Raw genomic sequence first — 25,869 nt, forward strand, 5'->3', positions numbered from 1 at the left:
CATCGCATGGCGAACTCAGCTATCCCCAAGAAACTATTGTCCATCGACCGAGAAGGTGTCAAGGACATTGACCGCGCGGATCGTCTTGCATGGATCCATTTGGTGCAGTTGCGTCTCATTCTTAATTCATCCGTTATCGCTTGAATAATCGCTGTACGCCGCAATCGAGTTCATTTGAAGTTCAATACGTCAGGCCAAGCCTGAAATGCAATTTCTTGTCGCCCTTGAGCTGCGTGATGCCGCCATCGATGACATGACCGTAATCCATCTGCATCGTCAGGTACTTGCTGACGCTGACGCGCAGGCCCAGGCCGACGCTGCCGATGGCGGCTTTGGCGACCTCGCCCGGCAACGCATCGTTACGCCGGACACTCGCCGTGTCGTAAAACGCGAGCCCGCGGCATTGCGCGGCAACGGTCTGGAGCGTGGAGCAGAAATTCGGGGTGTAAAACTCGACGCTGGCAAGGTGTCCCTTGTCGTTCGAGACATCGCGCTCGTCGAAGCCCCGCACCGTGGACGCACCGCCGGCGCCGAACTGTTCGCCGGGCACGAGTGCGTCGGACGTGAACTGGCCGGCGAGGATGAGGCGCATCTGCCAGTCTTCCGGCAGTGCGTGACTGTAGCCTGCGCTGTACCGGAGCAGGCTGTATCCGGCCGGGGCGCCAGCGCGCACGCGCGCGAAGTCGGCGCTCTTTCCGTTGTCGCCGCCCGGGATGTTGCGCATGCCCGTGACGGTGAAACTCAGTTCGCCATTGGCCGTGCCGAGGATGCCGGTGTAGGCGACGCTCAGCGGATGCACGGTGACGTCATTGCCGAGCTGGACGCCTTGCAGGGCCACATTGTTCTGGAATTCCTTGTAGTCCAGCCCGTAGGTAAGGCGCGACTCGTAGTCGCCCCTGCGCTGCAGCAGCTGGTTGTAGCGTCCGCCGAACACGGTGCCGCGGCCGCTGACCTGGAGGCTGAAAATACCGGCCAGCACCGATCCGGAATCCACATCGGAGTAGCTGGCAAAGAGGTCGATGGAATCGCCCAGCGCATAAAGCGGAATGTGATAACCCACGCCATACACGCTCACCTGGCTCGGCTTCTCGAGCGTGGTCGTGTACTGCAGGCTCATCACATGGTCGCGGTCCATGATGTTGGCGTGCTGGAACTGCATGGTCAGCTGCGATTTTCCTGTACTGCTGTTGCCGCTGTTGTCCAGGCTCGCAGCCACCTTCCATGCCTTGTCGTCCACCACCGCGAGAACCGCGTTGACCTCGTCGTCGTTGTCGCCGCTCTGGAGCTGCAGCGTGGTTTTCTTCGACGGGTTTTCATTGGCCAGCTTGAGGCTGGACGAGACCGCGCCGAGGTTCGGCGTCTGTCCTTCTACCAGGCCCGGCAGGCTCCTGCGGATGTTGTCCTCGCTGAAGACGGTATTGCCTTCCACACGCAGCTTGCCGATGCGGGTCTCGACCACTTGCAGGCGCACGACGCCCTGGTCCAGTTCCTGCTCCGGGAGCGCAACCTGCACGACGTTGAAACCGCGCGCATGATAGGCCGCTTCCAGGGCCTCGAGCGCCATCTGCACATGCCCGAAATTGCGATCCTTGCCCGCAAAAGGTGTGAGCAATTTGTCAACTTCCGCCATCGGCAGGATGGTGTTTCCTTCAACAGCAAAACGGGTGATCTCGAAACGGCCGATCGGATCCTGCTCGTCGGCGGCCAGGGCCGCGCCGGCAAGGATGGCGAATGCGGTGCCGGCAATCAGACGCGATAGGGGATATCTCATGATGTTGTGGACTCTGCCGTGGAAGTCTTTCGTTCTTATGAAGAGTTCGTTACAACTTTTTACATCTTTGCCGAGTAGTAACTATAGCGTAGGGCCTTGATGAATCTCAAAGAAATTATTTTGTGTCAGCACAAATCCCGCAGACGGCAAGATATTTGTTGTATTGCGGCCATGCGTGGAATTGATGCGGCGGGAAGGCACAAGATGCACCTGCCCGGAACGGAAAATCGGGAGGCGATCACGCGCACCCGTCCTTTTGACGACGTTCAACGGTTGCGGGAGCGGAAGCTGGCATAGTGGGCCAACACGCATTGCTCGTCATCGAAAGGCCGGGTATGGGGCTCATCAGCAATCTATTCGGAAAGCCGGACGGGCACCGCGAAGCGCCCCGTCTGGCTGATGGCGCGCTCTTCCTGCTGCGCTTCGCCTTCCTGACCGCGGCGTATGCCCTGGTCGCGCAGCTGTCGATGAGATTTTCGGTACTTCCCGGCTTCGTCAGCTCCCTCTGGCTGCCCTCCGCGATCGCCTTGTGCGGCTGCCTGGCGTGGGGCGTGCGCGTTGCCCCTGCCGTATGGTTCGGCACCATGTTCGCTCTCGCGAACCGGGATGTGCCGCTGGCCGCATCCATCCTGACGGCAACCGGAGGAATGGCGGGAACGATCGTTGCGACTCTGCTTGTACAGCGCCTGTACCGTTCGCGGACGGACTTCATCTACCTTGCGCCCCCTTACCGGTTCATCGCCATCGCACTGTTCAGCAGCATGATCAGTGCGGCGGCCGGCACCCTCGGCCTTGTCGTCAGCGCCAAAACCGGCACCACTCCCCTGTCCATCCACTTCCTCGCCTGGTGGCTGGGGGATACCGCGGGGCTGATCATCGGCGTCCCTCTCATCCTGGCCTGGGACCTTCGACGCGGCGTCCGCTGGCGCCCGGGAAAGGTCGTCGAAATCGCCGCCTTCGCCATCCTGCTGCCCGTGACCGTCCAAGGGATCTTCGGCGGCGTCTTCGGCAACTGGCCGGTTGCATACATGGTCATGCCATTCTTCCTGTGGGCGGCCATCCGCTTCAACCTCGCCGCCGTCGCCTGGACGACCGCGGTCATCTGCGCGGTCGCCGTATGGAATACGGCGCAAGGCAACGGCCCCTTTTCCAGCAGCGACATGATGGTTTCCCTGCTCCTCCTGATGCTGTATATCAGCGTCACCGGCAGCGTCGGACTGGTCATGGCCAACCTGGTCTACCAGCGCAGCAGTGCCGAGTCGCTGCTGCGCGAAGAGCGCGACGACCGCGAACGGCATGTCCTCGACCGGACACACACCCTGGTCAGCGATATCGAAGAGCGCAAGCGTATCGAGCAGAAACTGGCCGCGCGCGAGCGCCAGCTGGCAGAGGCGCAGCGTCTCGCGCAGCTAGGCAGCTGGAACTGGAACCTCGATACGGATGAAATCACGTGGTCCGAGGAGCTGTACAGGATTTTCGGCGTCGACCGTGACAGCTTCGTCATCTCGCAGGAAAGCATCCGTAACCTGATTCTCCCGAACGGCTACGAGCAGTTGCGTGAAAGCGTGCGCAGCAGCAAGGAAAGCGGGCAGCCGTTCCAGGTGGAATACGGCATCAGGCTGCCGGATGGTTCCACCCGTATCGTTGCCGCACGCGGCCAGCCCCAGTGCGGCAACGACGGACGCATCGCCCGCATGGTCGGCACCGTGCAGGACATCACCGATGCCAAGAAGGCGGAGGCATCGCTGCGCGAGGCCGAGGAACGTTATCGCAAGGTGGTCGAGCTTTCGCCGGATGCCATCCTCGTGCAGCAGGACGGTGTCTTTGTCTATGCAAACCCTGCAGCCCTGCGCCTGCTCGGCGCCGCGCGCATGTCGGAAATTGTGGGCAAATCCTTGTTCGATTTCCTGCATCCGGATTTCCATGCGCTGGCGCGGCAGCGCATTGCCTGCCTCCGGCGCGGCGATACCCTGAGCGCGGCAGAGGAAAAATTCATCCGGCTGGACGGCAGCGATGTCGACGTTGAAGTCAGCTCCTCGCCCTTCCTGCACGGCGGGCATTTCGCGTCACTGTTCATCATGCGCGACATCACCGAGCGCAAGAGGACGACGGAGCAGATGGCGTATCTCGCACACTTCGATTCCCTGACCGGGCTGCCGAACCGCACGCTGTTCCACCAGCGGCTGAAACACGCACTCAACATCGCCGAACGGCCCGGGCACTCCCTGGAAGTCCTGTTCCTCGATCTCGACAGGTTCAAGCAGATCAACGACACGCTCGGACATGCGACCGGCGACCTGGTGCTGAAAGAAGCGGCCACCCGCCTGCAAGGCATCCTGCGCGAATCGGACACGGTGGCGCGGCTGGGCGGCGACGAGTTCGTCGTGCTGGTGGAAAACATCGGCGAATCGCATCGGGGAGGGATCATCGCGGAAAAGATACTTGCGGCCTTCGTCCCGCCCTTCCTGCGCGATAACGAACCGCTGACGCTCAGCGCGAGTATCGGCATCAGCAGCTTTCCCACTGACGGCACCGACTCGGAAACGCTCCTGAAGAACGCGGATATCGCGATGTACCGCGCCAAGGAAACCGGGCGCAACACCTACCGCTATTTCTCGCCCGAGATGAACCAGCATGCGGCCGAGCGCCTGGCACTCGAGAACGCGCTGGGGCGCGCGATCGAGCTGGGCCAGTTCTCGCTGCATTACCAGCCGAAGATCGACATTCTCACCAACCGCATCACCGGCATGGAAGCGCTGCTGCGCTGGGAGCACCCGGTCATGGGGTCGATAACGCCTGCGCGCTTCCTTTCGGTAGCGGAGGAAAGCGGGCTGATCCGGCCGATAGGCTACTGGGCAATCCGCACCGCCTGCGCGCAGAACAGGCAGTGGCAGCGATCCAGCCCGGTCCGGCTGCGTGTGGCGGTCAACCTGTCGGCAAAGCAACTGTCGGACAACCGGCTGGCCGACAACATCGAAGCCATTCTCGCCGATACGGAACTGGATGCGCAGTACCTGGAACTCGAAGTGAGCGAGAGCGCCGTCATGGAAGATCCGGAGCGCACCATCGGCGCGCTGAACAAGCTGCGCGACCGCGGCGTTTCGATCGCCATCGACAATTTCGGCACCGGCAATTCCTCGCTTTCCTACCTGAAGCGCTTCCCTATCCGTGCGGTGAAGATCGACCATTCCTTCGTGCAGGGCCTGCCGTACAACCACGACGACTCGGCCATCACCAAGGCCATCATCACCCTCGCCCACAGCCTGGAATGCAGCGTGATCGCCGAAGGCGCAGAGACGCAGCAACAGTTCGATTTCCTGCGAGAGAACAACTGCGATAGCGTGCAGGGTTTCTACTTCAGCGCGCCGATGCCGGCGGAGCATTTCGAGGATTTGATCAGGGTGCAGTCGAACCTGCATCTGCACTGAACGGGCAGATCATTCAGATAAGTTGGTGGCTGCGCTCATCGCCCCGCAAAATATTCAGCTCGAATCGTTCATCGCCTCCTTGACCAACGTGTCGATCTCGCCGGTGATATCCGACAGCACTCCCGCCACCACCGAGAACTCTTTCCCCGCCGTCCCCGCCCGCGCCGCCACGATTTGGGCATTGAACGCAACCATGCGCGCCTGGCGTGCAATCGACTCGATATCCGACATGATGCCGACGAGCTGCTTGCGCACGCGCAGCGCATGCCGCTTGGACAATTCTTCATACACCTGCGTAATGCGGTTGAGCAGGGCAAGAAGCGGGGTCGCCATGTCCACAAGCTGATCCACCAGCGCCACACCGTTCGCCGCCCCCTTCTCCACCGCATTCAACGCCTGCTGCGCAAGGGTGATGAAATCCCGGATACGCGCATCCCCGTGCTCGTTGCCAAAGTAGACGGCTTCCAGTTCCTCGCAGAATACGCCCGGCACCTGGTCATTGCCGTTCACGAGGATGTCATGCGCCTCGGCAAAGAGTTTGAGCGCGTCGCGCGCAGTCCCGACCGCATTCGGAGCGGAGCGTGTACCGAGGACGGCATAGAGGACGAGCCGCTGCGATGTGAAGCGGCGCCGTCCCGACAGGTTGATCAGCATGGCAAAGGTTTCGCCGGATAGTTTGACCGCCCGCGAAGATACCGGTCGATCCCGGATGGAAAGGGCGTCAAGCGGAGGCATGGAACTCTCCCGATAGTTATATTGCCTATTGGAAAGCATGATCCATGCCACTCGATTTGCGTTCGACGGTGTGGACAGCGCATCGTTGCTGCGCAATGTGACGCACGAAAGTGCGATGTCATGCGGGAGCGGCACCAAAAAGGCGCACGCCCCGGCTGCTCACGATTTCTTCCAGACCAGCAGCCGGTTGTTGGCCGGCATGCCGCAATCTTCCTGCAGCGTCAGTCCGTTTTCCTGCGCGACCCTGTTCACATCTTCGAAATTGCGCAGGCCCATGTGCTCTCCCTGCGCCTTGAGCGACATGTCGAACAGCGCATTGCTTTCGCTGGTGAATTGCCCGCCGTAGTTGAACGGGCCGTAGACGCATAATGTCCCGCCCGTCCGCAACGCCCTTGCGGCGCCATTCAGCATCGCCACCACTTCATCCCACGCCATGATGTGGCAGGTATTGGCGGTGAACACCGCATCCCACGGCCCCGCGGGCCACTGCCCGGAGCGGACGTCAAGTTCGAGAGGCGGCAGGACGTTGGACGGCGCCTCCTCGGCGAGCCAGGCATGGATGCCTGGATGATTGGACGGCAGGTCGCTTGTCTGCCAGGTAAGTGCCGGCAGCGCGGCGCCGAAATACACCGCATGCTGGCCGGTACCGCTGCCGATTTCCAGCACCCTCCCCGATGGCGGCAAGACACGGCGCAGCTCCGTGAGGATAGGTTCGCGATTGCGTTCGCATGCGGCAGAAAACGGCTTGGTCATGGCGGACTCCAGGAAAATATGCCGGCATTGCGCAACATCTGCTCGACACGCACCCGCATCCGTGCCACATGCGAGCCATCCCAATATACATGGGCGCATTCGGCGCATTCGAAAAAGTGTTCGTAGAACTGCCGGCTGTGCTGGGGAATACGATGTGCCACGTCCTGCTTGGCAACGGCGCGCAACTGGCCGTTGCAGGTGAGGCAGCGGCTGAAGGCGCGCACATGCGGCGCCAGCCTGAAGCGGACGATGACTTCGGCCATCTGGCCCTCGGTGTCCAGCGCATGCAGGTAGCATCCAAGAACGATTTCCTTGCGGATCAGCAGGTCGCGGTCGCGGGTGAGGACGATGCGTTCCTCGCCGGCGGCAATACGCGCCACTTCGGCATCGCTGTAATCATTGCGGTAGAGGACATCGAATCCGAGCATGCGCAAATCCTTCGCGAGCTGGCCCAGGTGCGCGTCCGCGATGAACCGGCCGGGCACGGGCGGATCGGGCCGCAGGCGCAGCGCGAGCCCGATATCCATCGAGGAAAAGGTGGGATACACGCTCACGCGCTCGCCGTCCTGCAGCCGGTGCGAGAAATTCACCGCCATGCCATCGACGCAGATCAGCGCGACCTCGGTATGCGGAACCCCCAGGGCCTCGATCATGTGCTTGACCGTCGCATCCCGTGAACAGGGATGGCTGAATGTGCGCTGGCGATGCAAGGGCGCAAGGAAGTTGTTCAACTCGGCGTAGAAGCGGAAATGCGCGATGTCCACGATGGTCGCGCGAGAATAATTAGCGTCCGGGGCCGGCGTAGGCAATGTGCAACTTGCCGGACTCCCACGCGGGCGCATTCAGGTTGAGTGCCAGCCTGACAGCGCGGGCGGCATCGACGGGGAAGCGGAAGGCGCTTCCGGTCAGCACTTTCATGAAGGAAGACATGACCTGCCATCCATCGGGCTCGCCAACCCGGGCAAGGCGGTTCCATTCCCGAGCGGCGTCCGGGAGGGCGGCGCAGGCGCGCAGCATCCCTCCCTGCATCTCGGCAACGATCGTTCCCAGGTAATAGCCGTAGTCCAGCGCGCGCATGACGCCCGGATGCACCTGTGCTGCTGCCAGGAACAAAAACTGTCTTGCATCATGTGCGGCAGCCAGTTGCCGCGTCGAAAAATTACCTTGCTCCAGAGTCAGGCGGAGCATCCCCATATTCAGCTCGGCGTATTGGCGCATGCCCTGCACCACCGTATCTCCGAGCATCGTGCCGACAGCGAGCTGCCATGACACCTGTTCCCGTGCTGCCCTGGAAACCTCGTCATGATTCGCGAGCATCCAATTCTCCCGCACCGGTTCGTCCGGCATCCCTTCATTTTATGTAGGGCACGAATGAAATCAAGGCAACGTCCGTCATTGCCTCGCTTTGATACCTGTCAAATTTCCGGGAAGGCATCTTCGGGGGCGGAGTATGTCTAATAACACCCACTGCACGAAGCCGAGGATCACGCCATGCCCTACAAGACCATCCTGGTGCACGTGGATGAATCCAGCCGCGCAAGCGAACGCATCAAGATTGCCGCTGCAATTGCGATGGTGGAACGCGCCCACCTGATCGGCACCGCAGTGACCGGTGCATCGCGCTACCTGCTGCAATCGCGCATGCTGGCCGAACTCGATCCCAGCCTGCAGGCGCATCTGGCCTTCCTGCGCGGCCGGGCAGAGCGCGGCCTGGCGGATTTCGAGTCAGCGGTGCACATGCTCGGCCTGTCGTCGTACGAAAAGCATCTCGTGGACGACGAGGCTGGCGGCGGTATCTGCATGCAGTCGCGCTATGCGGACCTGGTCGTCATCGGCCAGTATGACCCGGAGGAAACTTCACCCGTCGTGATGCCGGACTTTCCCCAATACGTGGTGCTCCACTGCGGACGGCCGGTCCTGCTTGTGCCGCATGCCGGACGCTTCGACAACATCGGCCGGCGCGTGCTTGTCGCGTGGGATGCCAGCATGCAGTCCACCCGTGCCGTCACCGATGCCATTCCGTTGCTGCAGCGGGCCCACACCGTCGATGTGGTAGTGTTCAACGCAGGCGCGCAACAGCAGTTGCAAAGCACACGGCCGGGTGCCGACATCGCCGCTTACCTCGCCAGGCATGACATCAAGGTGGAAGTCTTGCGCCGGCGCACCGAAGAACAGGTAGGCGACGCGCTGCTTGCCCTCGTGCAGGAACTCGGCGCCGACCTGCTGGTCATGGGCGGCTACGGCCATACACGCTTCCGGGAAATCATTCCGGGACGTGTTACGGAAAAGGTGCTGGCCGCAGCGACCGTGCCTGTCCTGATGTCCTGCTGATCCCCATTCAGCCCGCTCGGTTTGCGATCCATCATTACGTGCAAGCCTTGCGCTGGTACTACTACGAAGTGACAGAAAACCGGAGACCCGGATGGACACCATTGCCGGAATCGATGCCACCCTGCTTGCGCGCATCCAGTTCGCCTTCACCATCAGCTTCCACATCATCTTCCCCGCCTTCTCCATCGGCCTGTCGGCCTTCATCGCGACGCTGGAAATCCTCTGGCTGCGCAGCGGGGAGCAGCACTACCACACGCTGGCCCGCTTCTGGACCAAGATTTTCGCGGTCTCGTTTGCGATGGGCGTCGTCTCCGGCATCGTGCTGTCCTACCAGATCGGCACCAACTGGAGCCGCTTCTCGGAAGTGGTGGGCAATACCATCGGCCCGCTCCTCGGCTACGAAGTGCTGACCGCGTTTTTCCTGGAAGCGAGCTTCCTTGGCGTAATGCTCTTCGGATGGAACCGCGTGCCGCCGTGGCTGCACACCCTGTCGTCCATCATCGTCGCCCTCGGCACCGCCATGTCGGGATTCTGGATCCTGGCCGCCAACAGCTGGATGCACACGCCCGACGGCTTCGAGATGCGCGGCGGGATCGCGTATCCGGTCGACTGGTCCGACATCATCTTCAACCCGAGTTTCCCGTACCGCTTTGCCCACATGATGATCGCCACCTACCTGACCACTTCACTCGTGGTGCTGGCGGCCGGGGCGCGCTACATCCTGCAGGGACGCTTCGAGCGCGAGGCGCGCACCATGGTGAGGATGGGACTGGGCATGGTGGCCGTGCTGGCGCCTGTCCAGCTGCTGGTCGGCGACCTGCACGGCCTCAATACGCTGGAGCACCAGCCGGTCAAGGTCGCCGCCATCGAGGCGCACTGGGACGGGTCGAAGCCGGCGCCCTTCGTCATCTTCGCCTGGCCGGACGAGAAGGCCGAGCGCAATGTGGCCGAGATCTCGATTCCCTATGCCGGCAGCCTGGTGCTCAAGCATGATCCGCAAGGACTCTTTCCGGGACTGCGCGATTTTCCGGAGGATGAACGCCCTCCTGTCGTCCCGGTGTTCTTTTCCTTCCGCCTGATGCTGGCCATCGGCATGCTGATGATCGCCATCGGACTGATCGGCGCCGTGCTGTGGTGGCGCAAGCGCCTGTTCGTGCACCGGCGCTACCTCACCGCCGTGTCGACCTGCTGGCCGCTCGGCTTCATTGCGATCCTGGCCGGCTGGATGGTGACCGAGATCGGGCGCCAGCCGTGGATTGCCTACGGCGTGCTGCGCACGGCGGACGCGACATCGCCGGTCGCGGCGGGAACGGTGGCGCTCTCGCTCGCCCTGTTCGTGATGGTGTATTGCGTCGTGTTCTCGGTCGGCATCCTGTATGTGTACCGCATGCTCGGCAAGGGGCCGGTTGCCCTGCCGCACGGTCCCGGTGCATTGCCGAACCGGCCGCTATCGGTGGTCCAGCGCGCGGATGGGGACATTGCATGAGCAATCTCGAATACACGCTGCCCGTGATCTGGGCCCTGCTGATCGGCCTGTCGGTCGCGCTCTACGTGGTCCTTGACGGTTTCGATCTCGGCATCGGCATCCTCTTCCCCTTCTTCCGGAGCGAGGAGCAGCGCGACCTGGTGATGAACTCCGTCGCCCCCTTCTGGGACGGCAACGAAACCTGGCTGGTCATGGGCGGTGTCGGCCTCTGGGTCGCCTTTCCCAAGGCCTATGCCATCGTGCTGCCGGCCGTGTACCTGCCCGTCATCGTGATGCTGCTGGCGCTGATCTTCCGCGGTGTCGCCTTCGAATTCCGCTGGGTCGCGAAACCGCACCACCGGGCATGGGATATTGCCTTCGCGGCGGGCTCGACCGTCGCCGCATTCATGCAAGGCGTGGTGCTGGGTGCGCTACTGCAGGAAATCCGCGTGGAGAACGGGCGCTTCGCCGGCGGTGCGCTGGACTGGCTGTCGCCCTTCGGCATCATGTGCGGTGTTGCGCTGGTCGTGGGCTATGCGCTGCTGGGCGCGACCTGGCTGATGATGAAAACCGAAGGCGATGTGGAAATGCGCGCGCGGCGCATGGGCATCCCGCTGCTGTTCGGACTGCTCGGATTCATCCTGCTGGTCAGCATCTGGACGCCGCTGCAGATCGAGCGCATCGCACAGCGCTGGTTCAGCGTACCGAACTTCTACCTGCTGTCGCAGGTGCCGCTGGCGACGCTGCTGCTGGCATGGCTGTGCTGGCGCGGTATCCGGAAGAACCAGGCCATCGCGCCGTTCGCATCGGCCGTCGGCCTGTTCCTGCTGGCTTACGCGGGGCTGGTGATTTCGAACGCGCCCTACCTCGTGCCGCCGTCGGTCACGCTATGGGATGCGGCGGCCCATCCCTCGTCGCAGGTCTTTTTCCTGATCGGCGCATCGATCCTGATGCCGCTGATCCTGGTGTATTTCGTGTTCGTGTTCTGGCTGTTCCGCGGCAAGCTCAAACCGGGAGAGGGGTATCACTGAAGTGCTTGCGGGCCCAGGGCACCATTTCCTCGTCGCTTGGGCGGTCCACCGTTTCCAGCGCCACGATCCTGTCGGCCACTTGCGGATAGCCCCGGCGCAGGTGGACCAGCAATTCCAGGCGCTCGAAACCCGGCCCGAGGATCAGGATGCCGTCGGCGTCGCTGATGGCTTGCGCGATATCGTCGAAGTAGCGTGCGGTGTCGGGCGCATGGACGCTTCGCTCCGCAGGGACGGTCCCGGGCGCGGGCGCATAGGTCTTGATGATTTCGGTTTTCACGAGCGCGCGGTTGAAACGGCTCACGCAAGCCTGGTCGTAATCGATCCATACGACCACATGATTGAACGACATACAGTTTTCCTTGATACGAGTTAGAGAGAAACGCCGTGGCCCAGCCCGTGCTGCTTCTCATAGGCCTGCTGGCATTTCACGCAACTCATGGCGGTCGGCAGCGCGTTGAGGCGTGCCGCGGGAATCTCCTCCCCGCAGTCGACGCAAATACCGTAGCTGCCGGACTTGATGCGCGCCAGGGCCGCGTCGATATCGCGCAGGCGCACCAGTTCATGGCTCAGGAGCGCGATGTCGGTATCGTTGAGCAGGTCGGCCTCGACCCAGTCGCCAACGGCTTCGAGGTGGTTCAGCAATGCCAGCTTGCCGGGCTCGCCTGCGGAATGAAGATGCTCGCGGATGTCGGCGAGCACGGATTCGCGTCCGGCGAGCAGAACCTTTTCCATGCTTTCCCTGGCATCCGCGCCAGCGTGGCTTGGGGCATTCACGTTGTCCTCCTTGCAACCTCGCATGTCAGTGCGGGGACTCAGAATGCAGCGTAAGGGATTTTTCCGGATGCAACGAATGACCTAAATCAAGCTTGTCCCACTCCTGCCCGATTCTGTCGATGCAAACAAAAAAGGCCGCAACGGATGCGGCCTTTCCGGGTAATCACATGGAATGGATCAAAACTCTTCCCAGTCGCCGTCATTGCCGGAACGTGCCACGGCGACCTGCCTTGCCACAGGAACAACCGCGGTGGCGCGCGGCTTCGGCAGCGGAACCACGCGCGCCTGGACCGCCGCTTGCACGACGGGAGCCGGCGCCTCCATGCCGCCGAGCTTGAATACGCTCACCACATGCGCCAGGCTCGACGCCTGCTCCTGCAGCGACGATGCCGCGGCGGCAGCTTCCTCGACCAATGCCGCGTTCTGCTGCGTGACTTCGTCCATCTGGTTGATCGCCTGGTTGACCTGCTGGATACCGTCCGTCTGTTCCTTGCTGGCCACCGAGATCTCACCCATGATGTCCGTCACGCGCTTGACGCTGTCCACGATCTCTTTCATCGTCGCCCCGGCCTGGTCGACCAGGCGGGCGCCGGTATCTACCTTCTCGACCGAGTCGTCGATCAGCAGCTTGATTTCCTTGGCCGCCGCCGCCGACCGTTGCGCAAGCTGGCGCACTTCCGTGGCCACGACCGCGAAGCCCTTGCCCTGCTCACCGGCACGCGCCGCCTCGACGGCGGCATTGAGCGCGAGGATGTTGGTCTGGAAGGCGATGCTGTCGATGACACTGATGATGTCGACGATCTTCTTCGCGGACTCATTGATGGATCCCATGGTCTGGACCACTTCGGAAACCACCGCGCCGCCCTTGACCGCGACTTCGGATGCCGATGCCGCGAGCTGGTTCGCCTGGTAGGCGCTGTCCGCGTTCTGCTTGACGGTCGAGGTCAGCTCTTCCATCGAGGAGGCGGTTTCCTCGAGCGAGCTGGCCTGGGTTTCGGTGCGCGCCGACAGATCAAGGTTGCCGGCGGCAATCTGGCGCGATGCCGTGGCGATCGTTTCCGTCCCGCCGCGCACTTCGCTGACGATGCGCACCAGACTCTGGTTCATCTCCTTGAGCGCCTGCAGCAGTTCGCCGGTTTCATCGGATGTCGTGACCTTGATGTCCTTGGTCAGGTCGCCGGCCGCGACTGCCTTGGCGACGCCGACCGCATCGGCCAGCGGCTTCGCAATGGCGCGCAGCAGCCAGATGCAGATGACGGTGCCGAGGAGGACCGCGAACAGCATGCCGATGATGCAGGAATTGCGGACCCAGACGTACATCGTCTCGTTCTTGTGGTAATCCTTCTCCGCCGTCTCCCGCTGGTATTGCATCAGCTTGCCGGCGGCGTCAACGACGGGCACGAGCAATTCGTTCATCGGGCCGCGCATGAGCTGGGCAGCCTTGGCAGTGTCGTTGGCGCGCAATGCGGTGACCGCCGGCTTCAGCCCCTCTTCCAGGAATTTTTTGCGGCTGGTGACGAACTTGTCGGCGAGCGCTTTTTCCTCGTCGGAGATCTCATCCCGCATGTCCACCATCAATTGGTCCCACTGCCGGTTGATCTCGCCGATCCGCTTGTCCACGCCATCCATCTCGCGCTGGATGCCTTCCGGGCTGTCCGTCAGCGCCTGCGCGATGGCCAGCTGGTTGCGGTCGACCAACCGGATGATCTGGTCGATGCCGCCCATGGGCACGAGCCGGTGCTCGTAGGTGATGTGCAGTGTCTCATTGGCCATGTACAGGCTCGACAGCCCGACGACGGCGCCCGAAACGCACATGAGTGAAAGGAAGCCGACCACGAAGATCAAGCGCGATTTGATACTGAGATTCCTGAGCATGCCCATGCCTCTTTTGTTTGCCCGCGATCTGCCTGGACCCGCACGTCCCCGGCGTCGCTTGTTGTCGTTGTAGTCGTTGTCCTGTCCCCGCGGTACGCAGGCGTCTTTACTCATCCGGGAATGTGCGTGGCGGATGAAAAAAGTTGATTTTAGTCAACAATTGTAAAGAGAATAGGGAGAGTGACAAAGAAAAACATTGATTCCAGTCAATTTTTTCGGATGTCCACAATAGCGCGGCAAGAGGGACTCTGATCCGGCGACAGATATCCGGCAGAGGAAAAACGCAGGCGGAATATTGTCAGGCGCGCAAGGAAATGCGTCCCGGGCGTGGGGCCAGGCAGAATGCCTGTCCTTCCGGCACTTCAGGGCGAAGTGCGGAAGGACAGACGATGGGCATGACCGTCGTCAGTGAAAGTGGCTCGGCTGGCCGCCGCTCGGAGCCTGCTCTGCCGGCGGGGCCTTGGGCTTGCCCTGGGCATCGCTCAGGCGATACTTGGTACGGCGGTCACCCATGAGATCGCGCAGTTCGCGGATGCTCATGCCGGTCGTTTCATGCATGCGGATCAGCAGCGAGGCGCCGATCGGCAGGCGGCGGTGGCGGATCTTGCTGATTACCGGGGGCGCGACCTCCAGCATGCGCGAGAGTGCCGCGTCGTTCTTCAGATTCATCCGCTCGAGCAACGTGTCCAGTAGTCGATTGGGATCGTAGCTTTCCTGGCTCGACAGCGCGTGTTCGGTCATGATTGGCTCCTGATAAAAAAACAACTCATCGTACTTAGGTGTAACAAATGACACCTTGACTTCAATTAAGTTTCCAAAAACAACAAAAATTATTCAATTATTTATTAGAACTCATTTCATCAATAGGAAGGCCCGCGCCTATTGATGAAATGAGTTCTAGTGGACGTAAGCAGCCACTTTCCTGCCCCTCCGCAACGGCAATCTTGCTGCAGCAATACGTCCAGAGCCATGATTCCAGTCCCCCCGCTGTATTGTTTTCAAATGCGCTGGAACATTTACAACCAGGCACTGCCAAAAGCCTCACACCTCTCTCGATCCAGTATAGGCACAGGATTTGCACAGACCAGGGGTGTGTTGCGAACCAGATAACGCGTCTCTTTTTCTGGTTCATAACACCCTCAAGTGCATCAACGAAGCATTTCTCGTTTTGAACAAAAGGAGATTGTCATGAATTGGGATACCGTCGCAGGGAACTGGACACAGTTCAAGGGCAAGGTGAAGGAGCAGTGGGGCAAGCTCACTGACGATGAGCTCGACATGATCGCCGGACAGCGCGAGCAGCTTGTCGGGAAGATCCAGGAAGCTTACGGCATCGGCCGCGAGGAAGCCGAAAGGCAGATCGAGGGCTTCGAGCGGACGCTTCACTAAGCCGTGCCCGTCGCGCTGCCTTTACCCGGCGCTGCATTTCACCATCCCCTCTCACCGCCTGGCCTTTCGTCCGCGGCTATCCGTTTCCACACATGAGCACGAATCGCCTGGCCGGCGAGCAAGGAGTCAACGACATGGGATTCGATCAGCAAGGCACCTTGGTCATCTGCGTGTCGCCGGGCCTGAACGGCCGATGGGATGTTTCCGAAAAGGGGCAGGACGTACCACTTGCATCGTTTGACGATAAGGAGGATGCCTATGCGTATGCCACTCAACTGACGAAATCCAAGCAAGACGCGACTGTCCTGGTCGAGGATGAGGAAGGGTTTTCGCCTCTCCCGACTGACGACAAGGGCGGCATTCGCCGGCCGCGCGGCTGATTGAAACGCTCACGGCGCATCCCGGATTTCCGGCATTCGGCCGTGATGAACCATTCCCCAGGCAGCCAGTCTATTGATGTAGCCACTTTGTCAACACAGGAGGTAAACCATGAACTTCATTATCTGGATTGTTGTAGGCGGTATTCTCGGCTGGCTCGCCAGTCTCGTCATGCGCACGGACGCCAGCCAGGGCCTGTTGCTCAACATCGTCGTCGGTATCGTAGGCGCGCTGCTTGGCGGCTGGCTGCTCGCACCGCTGTTCGGGACGGGAACCATCAACCAGAACGACTTCAGCATTTCTTCGCTGCTGGTGTCCTTCCTGGGTGCGGTGATCCTGCTGGCAATCGTCAATCTCCTGCGTCGCGGCACGCCACGCTGACGGCGAAAGGAGAGAAAGACAGCTGCACCGAACATCCAGCCGGTTTCCTGAACCGGCAAAAAGAAACAGGCGCGAATTCCCGATGTCCGGGATTCGCGCCTGTTTCCATTTCCAGTGCGCCCTAGTGGAGTTTTACGGGCGGCGTGACCTTGCCGCGTATCCAGTGCGCGACCGACTGCGCGGCCATGCGCACGAAACCGTGCAGCGACATCACGTGCTTCTGGTACATCAGCCGGTACAGGAGACGCGCGGCCAGCCCGCCCACCAGCATCTCGCGCTTGTTCGCGCCGCCGATGAGCACGCCCATGGCGGCAAAGGGGCCGAGCGACACGACGGAACCGTAGTCGCGATAACGGAAGCCATCCCCCCTGCTTCCGACCGCCCGGATCAGCGCATCGGCCAGGTACACCGCCTGCTGGTGCGCCACCTGAGCACGGGGCGGAACCGCGGCGCCATTCACCGGGCAGACATAGCTCGCGCAATCGCCGATGGCGAATACGGCCGGATCGGCTTCCGTGCGCAGCTCGGGCGTCACCACGACCTGCCTGATGCGGTTCAGCGGCAAGCCCAGCGTGGTGCAGATGGCAGGCGCTTCCACGCCGGCCGCCCATACCGTGATGTCGGAAGGGTGGCGCACGCCGGCACTGTCATGGACGGCGTCCGCCTCCACCCGCGCCACGGTCATGCCGGTACACACCTCGATGCCGAGACGGCGCAGGGTGCGCGCCGCCCGCGCGGACAGGCGCGGGTTCAGCTGCGGCAACAGGCGGTCGCCCCGCTCGATGATGCGGATGCGGACATCGCGCGCAGGATCGAGCGAATGCACGTTGTACTGCGCCAGCGTGCGAACGGTGTGGCAAAGCTCGCCCGCCAGTTCGATGCCGGTCGCGCCCCCGCCAACGATAACGATGTTTACAGCAGCCCCATCCTGCGCGCCGTCCCGCCGGCTGCTCGCCTGCAGGCATGCCCCGAGGAAGCGCTTGCGGAACAACTCCGCATCCTGAACGCTGTCGAGGGTCAACGAGTGCCCGGCCGCACCGGGGATATTGAAGAAGTTGGTCACCGCGCCGCAGGCAAGCACCAGCTTGTCGTATTGCAGGGTACGCGGAGGAAGGAGTTCGGCGCCGTCATCCGTGCGCCAGGAACCGATGTCGAGCGTGCGGGAGGCGCGGTCCACGTGGAGCACTTCGCCGCAGATGAACTGGAAACCATGGTCGGCTGCCTGGGCGGCATACTCGACCTGGTGCACTTGCGGATCGAGCTTGCCCGCCGCAACGGTGTGCAGCAGCGGCTTCCAGAAGTGTGTCGGGTAACGGTCGACAAGAACGATTCTGGCGCGTCCGTTCTTGCCCAGGCTGTCGCCCAGACGGGTCGCGAGCTCAAGCCCGCCGGCACCTCCTCCCACGATAGCAATCGTTTCCATTTCGCGCCTCCAAACTGATTGAAATTCCGATGAAATACATGATCGATCAGGCCGCCGCGTGTACCGGCATGGTTTTCGACAATACCGGCATGCCTGTCCGGCTCTTCTTGAACGCGCGCAGCGCATCGAAGGTGACGAAGCGTTCCGGACGCGTCTTCGGCGCATTCCTGCGTTCGATCATGTCGCGCAGTTCCTGCATCTGCGGACACCAGATGTCCGCGGCGGAAATGCGCGCGATATCCTTTTCGTACGGCGTCACGGCCATGGTCCAGATGCCTGCCTGCCGTGCGGCGTTCAGGCCGGGAACGGCCGCATCGATGGCGACACAGCTGCCGGCGTCGGCGCCCATCGTGCGCAGCGCCAGTTCGTACGGTCCATTGCCTTCCGCCGTCGAGAAATCGGCGCCGCTGACGATCACCGAAAAGATGTTGGTGACCGCATTGCCGAATGACTGGTCCAGCAGGGCTGTCGCCGTCGTCACCGGCATGTCGGTGACGACCGCGATCTTGCATCCGCTCTCGAGCGCATCGGCCATCAGCTGCGCGCAACCCGAGCTGCGCAGGGGCTGGTTCGCCAGGACAAGGTCATGAAACAGGCGGTTCTTTTCCTGCGCCAGGTTGACGACGCGTTCATCCGTCGATGCAAGCCCCATCCGCTCGGCGACGGAGTCCGTCACGTTCGCCGCGCCCCACACCCTTGCCGACGCGCGCAGCTGGGGCAATGACCATTGCAGGTCCAGCCCGCAGGCGTCAAAGGCTGCATTGCATGCCCGCAATTGCGCGTCTTCAGTGTCAAAAATCACGCCGTCGAGCGCGAGTGTGATCGCTTCGATTCCCATACTTTTCCGCCTGAAAAATGTGCGCCGGAACCATGCATTGGCGCGATTTGCTGTCTCGTTCGCTGTTAATATAAGCGCAAGAAATCCAAAAGAAAAATTAATTTTTCTGTCTATTTGATAAGGAATCACTTATGCATCTCGCCAGCTTCAAACAATTGCAGGCCCTGGTGATGGTGGCGCACCACGAAAGCGTTTCACGTGCTGCGGACGCATTGCACGTGACGCAACCGGCGGTATCGCTGCAATTGCGGATGCTCGAGGAGGCAGCGGGCACATCGCTCACCCGCAAGGTAGGACGCGGCATCCAGCTGACTGCCGCGGGCGAGGTGATGGCGGAGTTTGCGGACCGCATCCTCCGTCTGTGGGACGAGGCGGTGGACGAGGTGGCTGCGCTCAAGGGTGTCATCTCGGGCACCCTGCGCATCGGCGCAATCACGACCGCGGAATACCTGCTGCCGCCGATGCTGGTGCAGTTCACCACCGAGCGCCCCGACGTGCGCATCAAGCTCCAGGTCGGCAACCGCAACGAGATCGTGAACATGCTGGGCAAGCACGAGATCGACCTCGCCATCATGGGCACGCCGCCACGCGAGCTGCGCACCAACGCGGCACGCTTTGCACGCCATCCAATGGCATTCGTCGCCAGCCCGAAGCATCCGCTGATGCAGAAGAAAAAGGTGACGCTGGCCGACATCATGGAAGCCAACCTGCTGGTGCGCGAACGCGGTTCGGGTACCCGCACCTCGATCGAGAAGCTGTTCAAGGAAGCCGGCTACCCGCTGCGCATCGGTTCCGAGCTGTCGAGCAACGAGGCGATCAAGCGGATGGTGGTGGCGGGACTGGGCGTGGCTTTCCTGTCTGTGCATGCCTGCACGCTGGAGTTCGAAGCCGGGCTCGTGCGCATGCTGCCGATGGCGGAGAACCCGGTCGAGGCGGACTGGTACGTGATGCACCTGGTGGACCAGCACATTCCCACGGTGGCGGCGGCGTTTCAGGATTTCGTGATCGAGAACGGGCAGGAGGTGGTGCGGCGGCAGCTTGAGGCTTTCCACCGGGATGCGGCAAAACTCAAATCTCCAGGCCGGAAGATCCGCGCCTGACTACTGTCCGGAACTCTCCTCGACACTGCTGCGCGCCCGGGATGCGGACTTGATCCCGGCGTCCTGCGGCGGCAACTCGATCGGCCTGACCTCAACCGTCGCGAGGCCTTCCTTCTTCATATCAAGCTTCTCCGCCGTCTTCGGCGTCAGGTCCACGATGCGTCCATCCACATACGGCCCGCGGTCGCGGATCTCGACCACTTCGCTCTTGCCGTTTTCAAGGTTGGTCACAATGGCCTTGGTCCCGAGGGGAAGCGTGCGGCTGGCGGCGATGTTGGAGTTGGGATCCATCGGCGTGCCGTCGGCCATTTTCCGGCCATGGAATTTTTTTCCGTAGTAGGACGCCTTGCCCTTGCGCGGCTTGCCTGAGCGGTCCAGTTGCGGTTTCTTCGTTGAACTTGCGGTGGATTGGGTATCGCTCTTCGAAGGAGCCTGTGCCCACGACGGCGCGCCGAAACACAGAGCCAGAGCGAGAACCACCGCGCTGCGACATTTTTTTGTCTTCATGCCTGCTCCATTCGAGCTGTCACAACAAACGGTACGGACATTCCCGAAAGAATGTCCTTGTCAGTTCGATAGCATGCAAGCAGCAAAGGTTCTGGGAAACATGTTACGCAATGTTTCGCTTCTTCTCTTCCTCGTCGTACAGTTCCTTCTTCGACAGCTTGCCCACGGGCGTCCTCGGCAGTTGCGTGCGAATCTCCATCGCCTGCACCATCTCATGCTTGCCGAGCCGGCGCTTAAGGAAATTCCTCAACTCCTCGATCGTGAACGACGCCGCGCCCGCCTTGAGCACGATGAAGGCTTTCGGCGACTCGCCGCGGTAGGCATCGTGCACGCCGATGACGGTGACTTCGGCCACCGACGGATGCTCGTAGATCGCTTCCTCGATGATGCGGGGATAGACGTTGTAGCCGCCGCACAGGATCATGTCCTTGGTGCGGTCGACGATGGTCACGAAGCCGTCATCGTCCATCCACGCCACATCGCCGGTGCGGAAGAATCCATCCTTCGTCATCGATGCCGCCGTGGCATCGGGCTTCTTCCAGTAGCCCTTCATGACATTGGGGCCCTTGATGCACATCTCGCCGCGTTCGCCGCGCGGCACCTCGACGGAAGGGTTGTCCACCTCGACGAATTTCAGGATGACGCCCACGGTCGGCATGCCGCAGGAACCGACCTTCTGCATGCCGTACACGGGCGTGAAGGTGCCGGTGGGCGAAGTCTCGGTCATGCCCCATCCTTCCACCAGGCAGCAGCCGGTCAGGTGCTGGAAGCGCTGGTTCACTTCGACCGGAAGCGGTGCGCCGCCGGAGCCGCAGAACTTGAGCGCGCTGAGGTCATGGTTCTCGATGCCAGGATAGTTGATGATGGCGGTGTACATGGTCGGCACGCCGGGAAAGACGGTAATCTTCTTGGCGGCCAGGTCGCGCACCACGGTGTCGATCTCGAACTTGGTGTGCAGGACCAGTTCCGCTCCCAAACGCACGCCGAAAAGCATGTTGACCGTCAGCGCGTAAATGTGGAACAGCGGCAGCACCGCGAGCACGCGTTCCTGCCCCTCTTCCAGCACGCGGTTTTCGCCGCCGGTGATAGCGCAAAGCTGGCTCACGGCGGTCGTCAGGTTGGCATGCGTGAGCATGGCGCCCTTGGGCAGGCCGGTGGTGCCGCCGGTGTATTGCAGCACCGCCAGCGCATTGTCGAGGTCCGCCAGCGGGTAAGCCTGATAAATGCCGTCGTTGTCGAGCAGGCTGGCGAAGCGGACATGGCGCGCGTCCTCCTCCGCTTCGGCAAGTTGCCCGGCATTGCGCATGTGCGTGTGCACCGCATCCGGGTTGCCGCTCATTTCGCCGATGCTGCCGACGACCAGCTTCTTGAGGCGTGTGGTGGAAAGCAGGCGGTCCATCTGCGGATACAGCACCCCGAGGTCGAGCGTGACGATGATGTCGGTCTCGCTGTCTTCGACCTTGTGTTCCAGCACACGCTCCGCATCGAGTGGGGAGTAGTTCACAACCGTCCCCCCGGCCCGCAGCACACCGAAAAATCCGATGACGTAATGCGGCGTATTCGGCAGGTACAGGCCGACGTGCACGCCCGGCTTGACGCCGAGCGCCTGGAAACCCTTCGCGGCACGATTGACGAGGTCCTGCAGCTCGCGGTAGGTGATGCGCCTGCCCATGAAGTCGATCGCCGCATGGTCCGGCCATTTCGCCGCGGCATCGTCGAGCAGTTTCGGCACCGGCATGGTCGGCAGTTCGGCATCCCAATGAATGCCCGGCGGGTAGGATTTGATCCACGGGAACTGCGTATTGCGCTTCATGCCTGCCACTCTCCTTCATGCAAGGTTGAAAACGGCACCGCCCCGGACACCGGATGAATAAGCTTCATCCGGCGCCGGGGCGGCCAGGGGGGAATTGTTGTTGTGTTCAAATCGATGTCAGTCCGCCGTCGACAGCCATCTGGTGCCCGGTGACGAAAGAGGCGGCATCCGAACACAGCCATACCGCTGCGTTCGCGATCTCCTCGGCTTCGCCCAGCCGGCCGATCGGATGCGCCTTCAGGATGTTCTTCTCGCGCCGCGGCTCGCGTTCCAGCGCACGTTCAAGCATCGGCGTGCGGATGATGCCCGGGCACACGGAATTGACACGGATGCCGGCCTTGCCATATTCGGCCGACGCGGTCTTGGTCATGCCGACCACCGCATGCTTGCTGGCGGCGTAGATGGGCATGCCCGGCGCGCCGACCAGGCCCGCGACCGACGCGGTGTTGACGATCGCGCCGCCGCCCTGCTTGAGCATCTGCCTGATCTCGTGCTTCATGCACAGCCACACGCCCTTGACGTTGACGCTCATCACGCGGTCGAAGTTGGCTTCGTCCGACTCGGCCAGCGGCAGGTGTTCGATCTCGATGCCGGCATTGTTGAAGGCGCAGTCGAGTCTCCCGTAGCGGTCGGCCACGGCAGCCACCATCGCTTCGACCTGGAGCGACTGCGAGACATCCGCCTTGAAGAAAAACGCTTCACCTCCTGCCTGCACGATCAGCGCGACGGTTTCCTCGCCGCCCTTTGCATCCACATCCACGACCGCGACGCGCGCACCTTCGCGCGCGAATGCGAGCGCCGCCGCACGGCCGATACCGCCCGCTGCCCCGGTCACCAGGACCGACTTGCCTGAAAATCCCAGATTGCTCATTCCATCTCTTCCTTTGAAGCGTGCGCCGCAGGACACCTGGCCCTGCGGCGCTGCGCGATTACTTGTACTTCTTCAGTTCCAGCTTGCCGATCTGGTTGCGGTGGACTTCATCCGGGCCGTCGGCGATGCGCAGCGAACGCGCGCTGGCATAGCTGTGCGCCAGCACCGGATCGGCCATGCCGGCACCGCCATGTGCCTGGATTGCCCAGTCGATCACCTGACAGGCCATGTTCGGGGCCGCCACCTTGATCATGCCGATCTCCTTCAGCGCCGCCTTGTTGCCGACGCGGTCCATCATGTCGGCGGCATTAAGCACCAGGAAGCGCGCCTGGTCAATCAGGATGCGGGCCTGGGCGATGCGTTCCAGCGTGACGGTCTGCTCGGCCACCGGCTTGCCGAAGGCGACGCGCTTCAAGGTGCGCTTGCACATCTTTTCCAGCGCGCGCTCGGCCATGCCGATCAGGCGCATGCAGTGGTGGATGCGGCCAGGCCCGAGGCGGCCCTGCGCGATCTCGAAGCCGCGGCCTTCGCCCAGCAGGATGTTCTTTGCCGGCACGCGCACGTTTTCGAACAGGGTTTCGCCGTGGCCGTGCGGCGCATCGTCGAAGCCGAATACCGGGAGGTGGCGCACGATGGAGACACCGGGAGTGTCGCGCGGCACGACGATCATCGACTGCTGCTTGTGCTTCTCGGCGGTCGGGTCGGTCTTGCCCATGAAGATGAACACCTTGCAGCGCGGATCGTTGGCGCCCGAGGACCACCACTTGCGGCCATTGATGACGTATTCGTCGCCGTCGCGCTCGATGCGCGCTTCGATGTTGGTGGCGTCGGAGGAGGCGACGGCCGGTTCGGTCATCGCGAAGCAGGAACGGATTTCGCCGGCCAGCAGCGGCTTGAGCCATTGCTCCTTCAGCTCTTCGCTGGCATAGCGCTCCAGGGTTTCCATGTTGCCGGTGTCCGGCGCGGAGCAGTTGAAGACTTCGGCGGACCACGGGGCGCGGCCCATGATCTCGCACAGCGGCGCGTATTCGAGGTTAGTCAGGCCGGCGCCCTTGCTCGACTCCGGCAGGAACAGGTTCCACAGGCCGGCGGCCTTGGCCTTGCCCTTCAGTTCCTCCATGACCTTCGTCGGGATCCAGGCATTGCCTTTTTCGCGGTTGGCGTCGATCTCCTTGTGGAAGTTTTCTTCGTTCGGGTAGACGTGTTCATCCATGAACGCGTTGAGGCGCTTTTGCAGGTCTTTGACTTTGTCGCTGTACTGGAAGTCCATGTGTTGCTCCAAGAAAGTGTGCGGGGTTGGTGTTGTTGTGGCTTGCGGTTGGATGCTTGTTCTGTTCTGGCACGTTCGGGTTGCCGGCTTGGCAGGACGGGGATCGCCCGTCCTGCCGCCGTTTCTGTTATGTACTGCTGTCTCCTGCCACGCTCACTGCCAAAATCAGCCCAGTAGATACCCGCCGTCGACGTTGATGCAGGTGCCGGTGGTGTAGCTCGCCGCATTGGAGGCGAGATACAGTACGGCGCCAGCCATCTCGTCCGGCTGCGCGACGCGGCGCATCGGCACGTGCGGCATCATCTTGTTGAGCACCGCCGGGTTCTGTACCAGCGCGGCGGCGAACTTGGTATCGGTGGGGCCGGGCAGCAACGCATTCACGCGTACGCCGGCCTGCGCGCATTCCTTGGCGAACGCATGGGTCATGGAGATGACGGCCGCCTTCGTGATCGAGTAGATACCCTGCATGTCGCCGGGGATGACGCCGTTGACGGAAGCGACGTTGATGATGCTGCCGCCGCCGTTCTTCTTCATCAGTTTCGCGCCATTGACGGACGCGAAGAAATAGCCGCGGATATTGACGTCCACCGTCTTCTGGAAGGACGAGACGTCGGTTTCGAGGATGTGTCCGAAGTACGGGTTGGTCGCGGCATTATTGACCAGGATATCCAGACGACCGTGCTTATTTTCGATCGCGGAAAACAGTGCTTCGATCTGTGCCATCTCGCCGATGTGGCAGGCGAGCGCCTCGGCGGAACCGCCCTCTTCGCGAATGGCGGCGACCACGGCTTCGCAGCTTTCTGCCTTGCGGCTGGAAACGATGACGTGCGCGCCATAGGCGGCGAGGGTTTTGGCGATGGATTCGCCGATGCCGCGGCTGGCACCGGTGACGAGGGCGATTTTTCCGGAGAGGTCGAACAGGTTTGCGTTGGTCATATTAGCGATAGGTGATGGATTCAGGTTTGCCCAGCCATTCGAGGTGGGAGTAATTGTTGAGGTAACTGAGTGTCACGCGCCCCGGCTGGTAGAAAAGCTTGGTCATCGCGCAGTTCACCAGCGTCCAGTTCATCTCGGCCGTCTGGCGGTCCGACAGGCCGAGGATATGCTGGCAGATGGTCGAAATCGTTCCGCCCGACGTGAAGACGATGATGTTCTGCGACTTGTCCGCGCTGTCCACCAGCCGTTGCAGCGCATCGACGCAGCGCTTCTGGAATACCGGCCAGGATTCGACGTAATCGCCGTCGTACTGACCGCTCATCCAGCGCGACATCGACGCCTGGAAAATGTCCTGGAAGGCGTATTTGGCCTTCGGGCTGGAGGCGAGGAAGCGCTTCACCTCTTCCGGGTCGTCGAACTCGGGACGATGGCGCACCAGCACTTCATGATGGTTGTATTCATCGAAACCGGGATCGGTATCCCAGTCGGTCTCGACGCGGTGCGCCTTTGGCAGCATGGCGATGCAGGCGTCGGCGGTCTGGCGATGGCGTTTCAGGCTGCCGGTGACGATGCGGTTGAATTTCTGGTGGGAATTGGCGAACCATTCGCCGAGCAGGCGCGCCTGCTCCAGGCCGAGGTCGGACAACTGGTCGTAGTTCGAACTTCCGAACGATGCTTGTCCATGCCGGACCAGATAGATTTGTCCCATTGCTTGCCTTCCCTGTACGTGAATAGCGGGTTGTGGAAAGCATATCGCCGGGGTTAGAATCGATCAAATGAATAGTTATTATCTGATTCGA

At 61.9% G+C, this 25,869-nt stretch carries 25 protein-coding genes; 8 read left to right on the forward strand and 17 right to left on the reverse strand.

The window, feature by feature from the left end:
- Window positions 1–181: 181 nt before the first annotated feature.
- Window positions 182–1,771 (reverse strand): ShlB/FhaC/HecB family hemolysin secretion/activation protein, encoded by a 1,590-nt coding sequence (locus AC3WOY_RS06865; RefSeq protein WP_492422063.1) that lies wholly within the window; start codon window positions 1,769–1,771, stop codon window positions 182–184.
- Between the two features lie 335 nt (window positions 1,772–2,106).
- Here AC3WOY_RS06865 and AC3WOY_RS06870 point away from each other — a divergent pair, with 335 nt between their 5' ends.
- Window positions 2,107–5,199 (forward strand): bifunctional diguanylate cyclase/phosphodiesterase, encoded by a 3,093-nt coding sequence (locus tag AC3WOY_RS06870; protein WP_492422066.1) that lies wholly within the window; start codon window positions 2,107–2,109, stop codon window positions 5,197–5,199.
- Window positions 5,200–5,253: 54 nt separating this feature from the next.
- Here the strand turns inward: AC3WOY_RS06870 and AC3WOY_RS06875 are convergent, their stop codons facing one another.
- The 4 genes from AC3WOY_RS06875 to AC3WOY_RS06890 all read right to left on the reverse strand — a co-directional run bounded on the left by AC3WOY_RS06875 (window position 5,254) and on the right by AC3WOY_RS06890 (window position 8,004).
- On the reverse strand, window positions 5,254–5,934 hold the full coding sequence (locus AC3WOY_RS06875) for a methyl-accepting chemotaxis protein (protein ID WP_492422068.1): 681 nt from the start codon (window positions 5,932–5,934) through the stop codon (window positions 5,254–5,256).
- A 159-nt stretch (window positions 5,935–6,093) separates the two neighbouring features.
- Window positions 6,094–6,687, reverse strand: coding sequence for a DUF938 domain-containing protein (locus tag AC3WOY_RS06880; RefSeq protein ID WP_492422070.1), 594 nt, complete (start codon window positions 6,685–6,687; stop codon window positions 6,094–6,096).
- Complete coding sequence (locus AC3WOY_RS06885; RefSeq protein ID WP_492422072.1) at window positions 6,684–7,451, reverse strand: Mut7-C RNAse domain-containing protein; 768 nt, start codon at window positions 7,449–7,451, stop codon at window positions 6,684–6,686. Before AC3WOY_RS06885 ends, AC3WOY_RS06880 begins: the two co-directional genes overlap by 4 nt.
- 19 nt (window positions 7,452–7,470) lie before the next feature.
- Entirely contained in the window at window positions 7,471–8,004 is a 534-nt protein-coding gene (locus AC3WOY_RS06890) for a phasin family protein (RefSeq protein ID WP_492422074.1), read from the reverse strand.
- Between the two features lie 174 nt (window positions 8,005–8,178).
- Here AC3WOY_RS06890 and AC3WOY_RS06895 point away from each other — a divergent pair, with 174 nt between their 5' ends.
- From AC3WOY_RS06895 to cydB, 3 genes are all read left to right on the forward strand, one after another.
- Window positions 8,179–9,018: a universal stress protein gene (locus tag AC3WOY_RS06895; protein WP_492422076.1), complete on the forward strand. Its 840-nt coding sequence runs from the start codon at window positions 8,179–8,181 to the stop codon at window positions 9,016–9,018.
- Window positions 9,019–9,109: 91 nt separating this feature from the next.
- A complete protein-coding gene (locus AC3WOY_RS06900; protein WP_492422078.1) occupies window positions 9,110–10,504 on the forward strand; it encodes a cytochrome ubiquinol oxidase subunit I in 1,395 nt (464 codons plus the stop codon).
- A complete protein-coding gene (cydB, locus tag AC3WOY_RS06905) occupies window positions 10,501–11,514 on the forward strand; it encodes a cytochrome d ubiquinol oxidase subunit II (protein ID WP_492422080.1) in 1,014 nt (337 codons plus the stop codon). Before AC3WOY_RS06900 ends, cydB begins: the two co-directional genes overlap by 4 nt.
- Here the strand turns inward: cydB and AC3WOY_RS06910 are convergent.
- From AC3WOY_RS06910 to AC3WOY_RS06925, 4 genes are all read right to left on the reverse strand, one after another.
- The gene (locus tag AC3WOY_RS06910; protein WP_492422082.1) at window positions 11,489–11,863 is read right to left on the reverse strand and encodes a translational machinery protein; all 375 of its coding nucleotides are present in this window, start codon (window positions 11,861–11,863) and stop codon (window positions 11,489–11,491) included. The two genes, cydB and AC3WOY_RS06910, sit on opposite strands and share 26 nt — an antisense overlap.
- A gap of 20 nt (window positions 11,864–11,883) precedes the next feature.
- The gene (locus tag AC3WOY_RS06915) at window positions 11,884–12,288 is read right to left on the reverse strand and encodes a TraR/DksA family transcriptional regulator (protein WP_492422084.1); all 405 of its coding nucleotides are present in this window, start codon (window positions 12,286–12,288) and stop codon (window positions 11,884–11,886) included.
- A 177-nt stretch (window positions 12,289–12,465) separates the two neighbouring features.
- Entirely contained in the window at window positions 12,466–14,163 is a 1,698-nt protein-coding gene (locus tag AC3WOY_RS06920) for a methyl-accepting chemotaxis protein (RefSeq protein ID WP_492422086.1), read from the reverse strand.
- Between the two features lie 405 nt (window positions 14,164–14,568).
- Window positions 14,569–14,904, reverse strand: a complete 336-nt coding sequence (locus AC3WOY_RS06925; protein ID WP_492422088.1) for a hypothetical protein — start codon at window positions 14,902–14,904, stop codon at window positions 14,569–14,571.
- A gap of 447 nt (window positions 14,905–15,351) precedes the next feature.
- On the opposite strand from AC3WOY_RS06925, the gene AC3WOY_RS06930 reads away from it, so the two are divergent.
- The 3 genes from AC3WOY_RS06930 (at window position 15,352) to AC3WOY_RS06940 (ending at window position 16,311) form a co-directional block, all read left to right on the forward strand.
- On the forward strand, window positions 15,352–15,552 hold the full coding sequence (locus AC3WOY_RS06930; protein ID WP_492422090.1) for a CsbD family protein: 201 nt from the start codon (window positions 15,352–15,354) through the stop codon (window positions 15,550–15,552).
- 92 nt (window positions 15,553–15,644) lie between these two features.
- Window positions 15,645–15,932 (forward strand): DUF2188 domain-containing protein, encoded by a 288-nt coding sequence (locus AC3WOY_RS06935; protein WP_492422092.1) that lies wholly within the window; start codon window positions 15,645–15,647, stop codon window positions 15,930–15,932.
- Window positions 15,933–16,041: 109 nt separating this feature from the next.
- Window positions 16,042–16,311, forward strand: a complete 270-nt coding sequence (locus AC3WOY_RS06940) for a GlsB/YeaQ/YmgE family stress response membrane protein (RefSeq protein WP_492422094.1) — start codon at window positions 16,042–16,044, stop codon at window positions 16,309–16,311.
- Between the two features lie 121 nt (window positions 16,312–16,432).
- Here AC3WOY_RS06940 and AC3WOY_RS06945 read toward each other — a convergent pair whose 3' ends face one another.
- Window positions 16,433–17,734: an NAD(P)/FAD-dependent oxidoreductase gene (locus AC3WOY_RS06945; RefSeq protein ID WP_492422096.1), complete on the reverse strand. Its 1,302-nt coding sequence runs from the start codon at window positions 17,732–17,734 to the stop codon at window positions 16,433–16,435.
- Window positions 17,735–17,780: 46 nt separating this feature from the next.
- Window positions 17,781–18,572 carry an HAD family hydrolase gene (locus AC3WOY_RS06950; RefSeq protein WP_492422098.1) on the reverse strand — a complete coding sequence of 264 codons (792 nt, stop codon included), beginning with the start codon at window positions 18,570–18,572 and terminating at the stop codon, window positions 17,781–17,783.
- Window positions 18,573–18,703: 131 nt separating this feature from the next.
- Here AC3WOY_RS06950 and AC3WOY_RS06955 point away from each other — a divergent pair, with 131 nt between their 5' ends.
- Window positions 18,704–19,672 (forward strand): LysR family transcriptional regulator, encoded by a 969-nt coding sequence (locus AC3WOY_RS06955; protein WP_492422100.1) that lies wholly within the window; start codon window positions 18,704–18,706, stop codon window positions 19,670–19,672.
- Here the strand turns inward: AC3WOY_RS06955 and AC3WOY_RS06960 are convergent, their stop codons facing one another.
- The 6 genes from AC3WOY_RS06960 to AC3WOY_RS06985 all read right to left on the reverse strand — a co-directional run bounded on the left by AC3WOY_RS06960 (window position 19,673) and on the right by AC3WOY_RS06985 (window position 25,778).
- The gene (locus tag AC3WOY_RS06960; RefSeq protein WP_492422102.1) at window positions 19,673–20,179 is read right to left on the reverse strand and encodes a septal ring lytic transglycosylase RlpA family protein; all 507 of its coding nucleotides are present in this window, start codon (window positions 20,177–20,179) and stop codon (window positions 19,673–19,675) included.
- Between the two features lie 103 nt (window positions 20,180–20,282).
- A complete protein-coding gene (locus AC3WOY_RS06965; protein WP_492422104.1) occupies window positions 20,283–21,992 on the reverse strand; it encodes a long-chain-fatty-acid--CoA ligase in 1,710 nt (569 codons plus the stop codon).
- A gap of 106 nt (window positions 21,993–22,098) precedes the next feature.
- On the reverse strand, window positions 22,099–22,863 hold the full coding sequence (locus AC3WOY_RS06970) for an SDR family oxidoreductase (RefSeq protein ID WP_492422106.1): 765 nt from the start codon (window positions 22,861–22,863) through the stop codon (window positions 22,099–22,101).
- A 58-nt stretch (window positions 22,864–22,921) separates the two neighbouring features.
- Window positions 22,922–24,133 (reverse strand): acyl-CoA dehydrogenase family protein, encoded by a 1,212-nt coding sequence (locus AC3WOY_RS06975; RefSeq protein ID WP_492422108.1) that lies wholly within the window; start codon window positions 24,131–24,133, stop codon window positions 22,922–22,924.
- Between the two features lie 165 nt (window positions 24,134–24,298).
- Window positions 24,299–25,069 carry an SDR family oxidoreductase gene (locus tag AC3WOY_RS06980; protein ID WP_492422110.1) on the reverse strand — a complete coding sequence of 257 codons (771 nt, stop codon included), beginning with the start codon at window positions 25,067–25,069 and terminating at the stop codon, window positions 24,299–24,301.
- Window position 25,070: 1 nt separating this feature from the next.
- A complete protein-coding gene (locus AC3WOY_RS06985) occupies window positions 25,071–25,778 on the reverse strand; it encodes a histidine phosphatase family protein (RefSeq protein WP_492422112.1) in 708 nt (235 codons plus the stop codon).
- Window positions 25,779–25,869 lie beyond the last annotated feature (91 nt).

The organism is Noviherbaspirillum sp. FW303-A3, assembly GCF_058788695.1.

Excerpts from the sequence above, each read along its gene's own strand:
- AC3WOY_RS06865 (WP_492422063.1), bottom strand. The coding sequence starts at position 1,771 with ATGAGATATCCCCTATCGCGTCTGATTGCCGGCACCGCATTCGCCATC.
- AC3WOY_RS06870 (WP_492422066.1), top strand. The coding sequence starts at position 2,107 with ATGGGGCTCATCAGCAATCTATTCGGAAAGCCGGACGGGCACCGCGAA.
- AC3WOY_RS06875 (WP_492422068.1), bottom strand. The coding sequence starts at position 5,934 with ATGCCTCCGCTTGACGCCCTTTCCATCCGGGATCGACCGGTATCTTCG.
- AC3WOY_RS06880 (WP_492422070.1), bottom strand. The coding sequence starts at position 6,687 with ATGACCAAGCCGTTTTCTGCCGCATGCGAACGCAATCGCGAACCTATC.
- AC3WOY_RS06890 (WP_492422074.1), bottom strand. The coding sequence starts at position 8,004 with ATGCTCGCGAATCATGACGAGGTTTCCAGGGCAGCACGGGAACAGGTG.
- AC3WOY_RS06895 (WP_492422076.1), top strand. The coding sequence starts at position 8,179 with ATGCCCTACAAGACCATCCTGGTGCACGTGGATGAATCCAGCCGCGCA.
- AC3WOY_RS06900 (WP_492422078.1), top strand. The coding sequence starts at position 9,110 with ATGGACACCATTGCCGGAATCGATGCCACCCTGCTTGCGCGCATCCAG.
- cydB (WP_492422080.1), top strand. The coding sequence starts at position 10,501 with ATGAGCAATCTCGAATACACGCTGCCCGTGATCTGGGCCCTGCTGATC.
- AC3WOY_RS06910 (WP_492422082.1), bottom strand. The coding sequence starts at position 11,863 with ATGTCGTTCAATCATGTGGTCGTATGGATCGATTACGACCAGGCTTGC.
- AC3WOY_RS06920 (WP_492422086.1), bottom strand. The coding sequence starts at position 14,163 with ATGCTCAGGAATCTCAGTATCAAATCGCGCTTGATCTTCGTGGTCGGC.
- AC3WOY_RS06925 (WP_492422088.1), bottom strand. The coding sequence starts at position 14,904 with ATGACCGAACACGCGCTGTCGAGCCAGGAAAGCTACGATCCCAATCGA.
- AC3WOY_RS06930 (WP_492422090.1), top strand. The coding sequence starts at position 15,352 with ATGAATTGGGATACCGTCGCAGGGAACTGGACACAGTTCAAGGGCAAG.
- AC3WOY_RS06935 (WP_492422092.1), top strand. The coding sequence starts at position 15,645 with ATGAGCACGAATCGCCTGGCCGGCGAGCAAGGAGTCAACGACATGGGA.
- AC3WOY_RS06940 (WP_492422094.1), top strand. The coding sequence starts at position 16,042 with ATGAACTTCATTATCTGGATTGTTGTAGGCGGTATTCTCGGCTGGCTC.
- AC3WOY_RS06945 (WP_492422096.1), bottom strand. The coding sequence starts at position 17,734 with ATGGAAACGATTGCTATCGTGGGAGGAGGTGCCGGCGGGCTTGAGCTC.
- AC3WOY_RS06950 (WP_492422098.1), bottom strand. The coding sequence starts at position 18,572 with ATGGGAATCGAAGCGATCACACTCGCGCTCGACGGCGTGATTTTTGAC.
- AC3WOY_RS06955 (WP_492422100.1), top strand. The coding sequence starts at position 18,704 with ATGCATCTCGCCAGCTTCAAACAATTGCAGGCCCTGGTGATGGTGGCG.
- AC3WOY_RS06960 (WP_492422102.1), bottom strand. The coding sequence starts at position 20,179 with ATGAAGACAAAAAAATGTCGCAGCGCGGTGGTTCTCGCTCTGGCTCTG.
- AC3WOY_RS06965 (WP_492422104.1), bottom strand. The coding sequence starts at position 21,992 with ATGAAGCGCAATACGCAGTTCCCGTGGATCAAATCCTACCCGCCGGGC.
- AC3WOY_RS06970 (WP_492422106.1), bottom strand. The coding sequence starts at position 22,863 with ATGAGCAATCTGGGATTTTCAGGCAAGTCGGTCCTGGTGACCGGGGCA.
- AC3WOY_RS06975 (WP_492422108.1), bottom strand. The coding sequence starts at position 24,133 with ATGGACTTCCAGTACAGCGACAAAGTCAAAGACCTGCAAAAGCGCCTC.
- AC3WOY_RS06980 (WP_492422110.1), bottom strand. The coding sequence starts at position 25,069 with ATGACCAACGCAAACCTGTTCGACCTCTCCGGAAAAATCGCCCTCGTC.
- AC3WOY_RS06985 (WP_492422112.1), bottom strand. The coding sequence starts at position 25,778 with ATGGGACAAATCTATCTGGTCCGGCATGGACAAGCATCGTTCGGAAGT.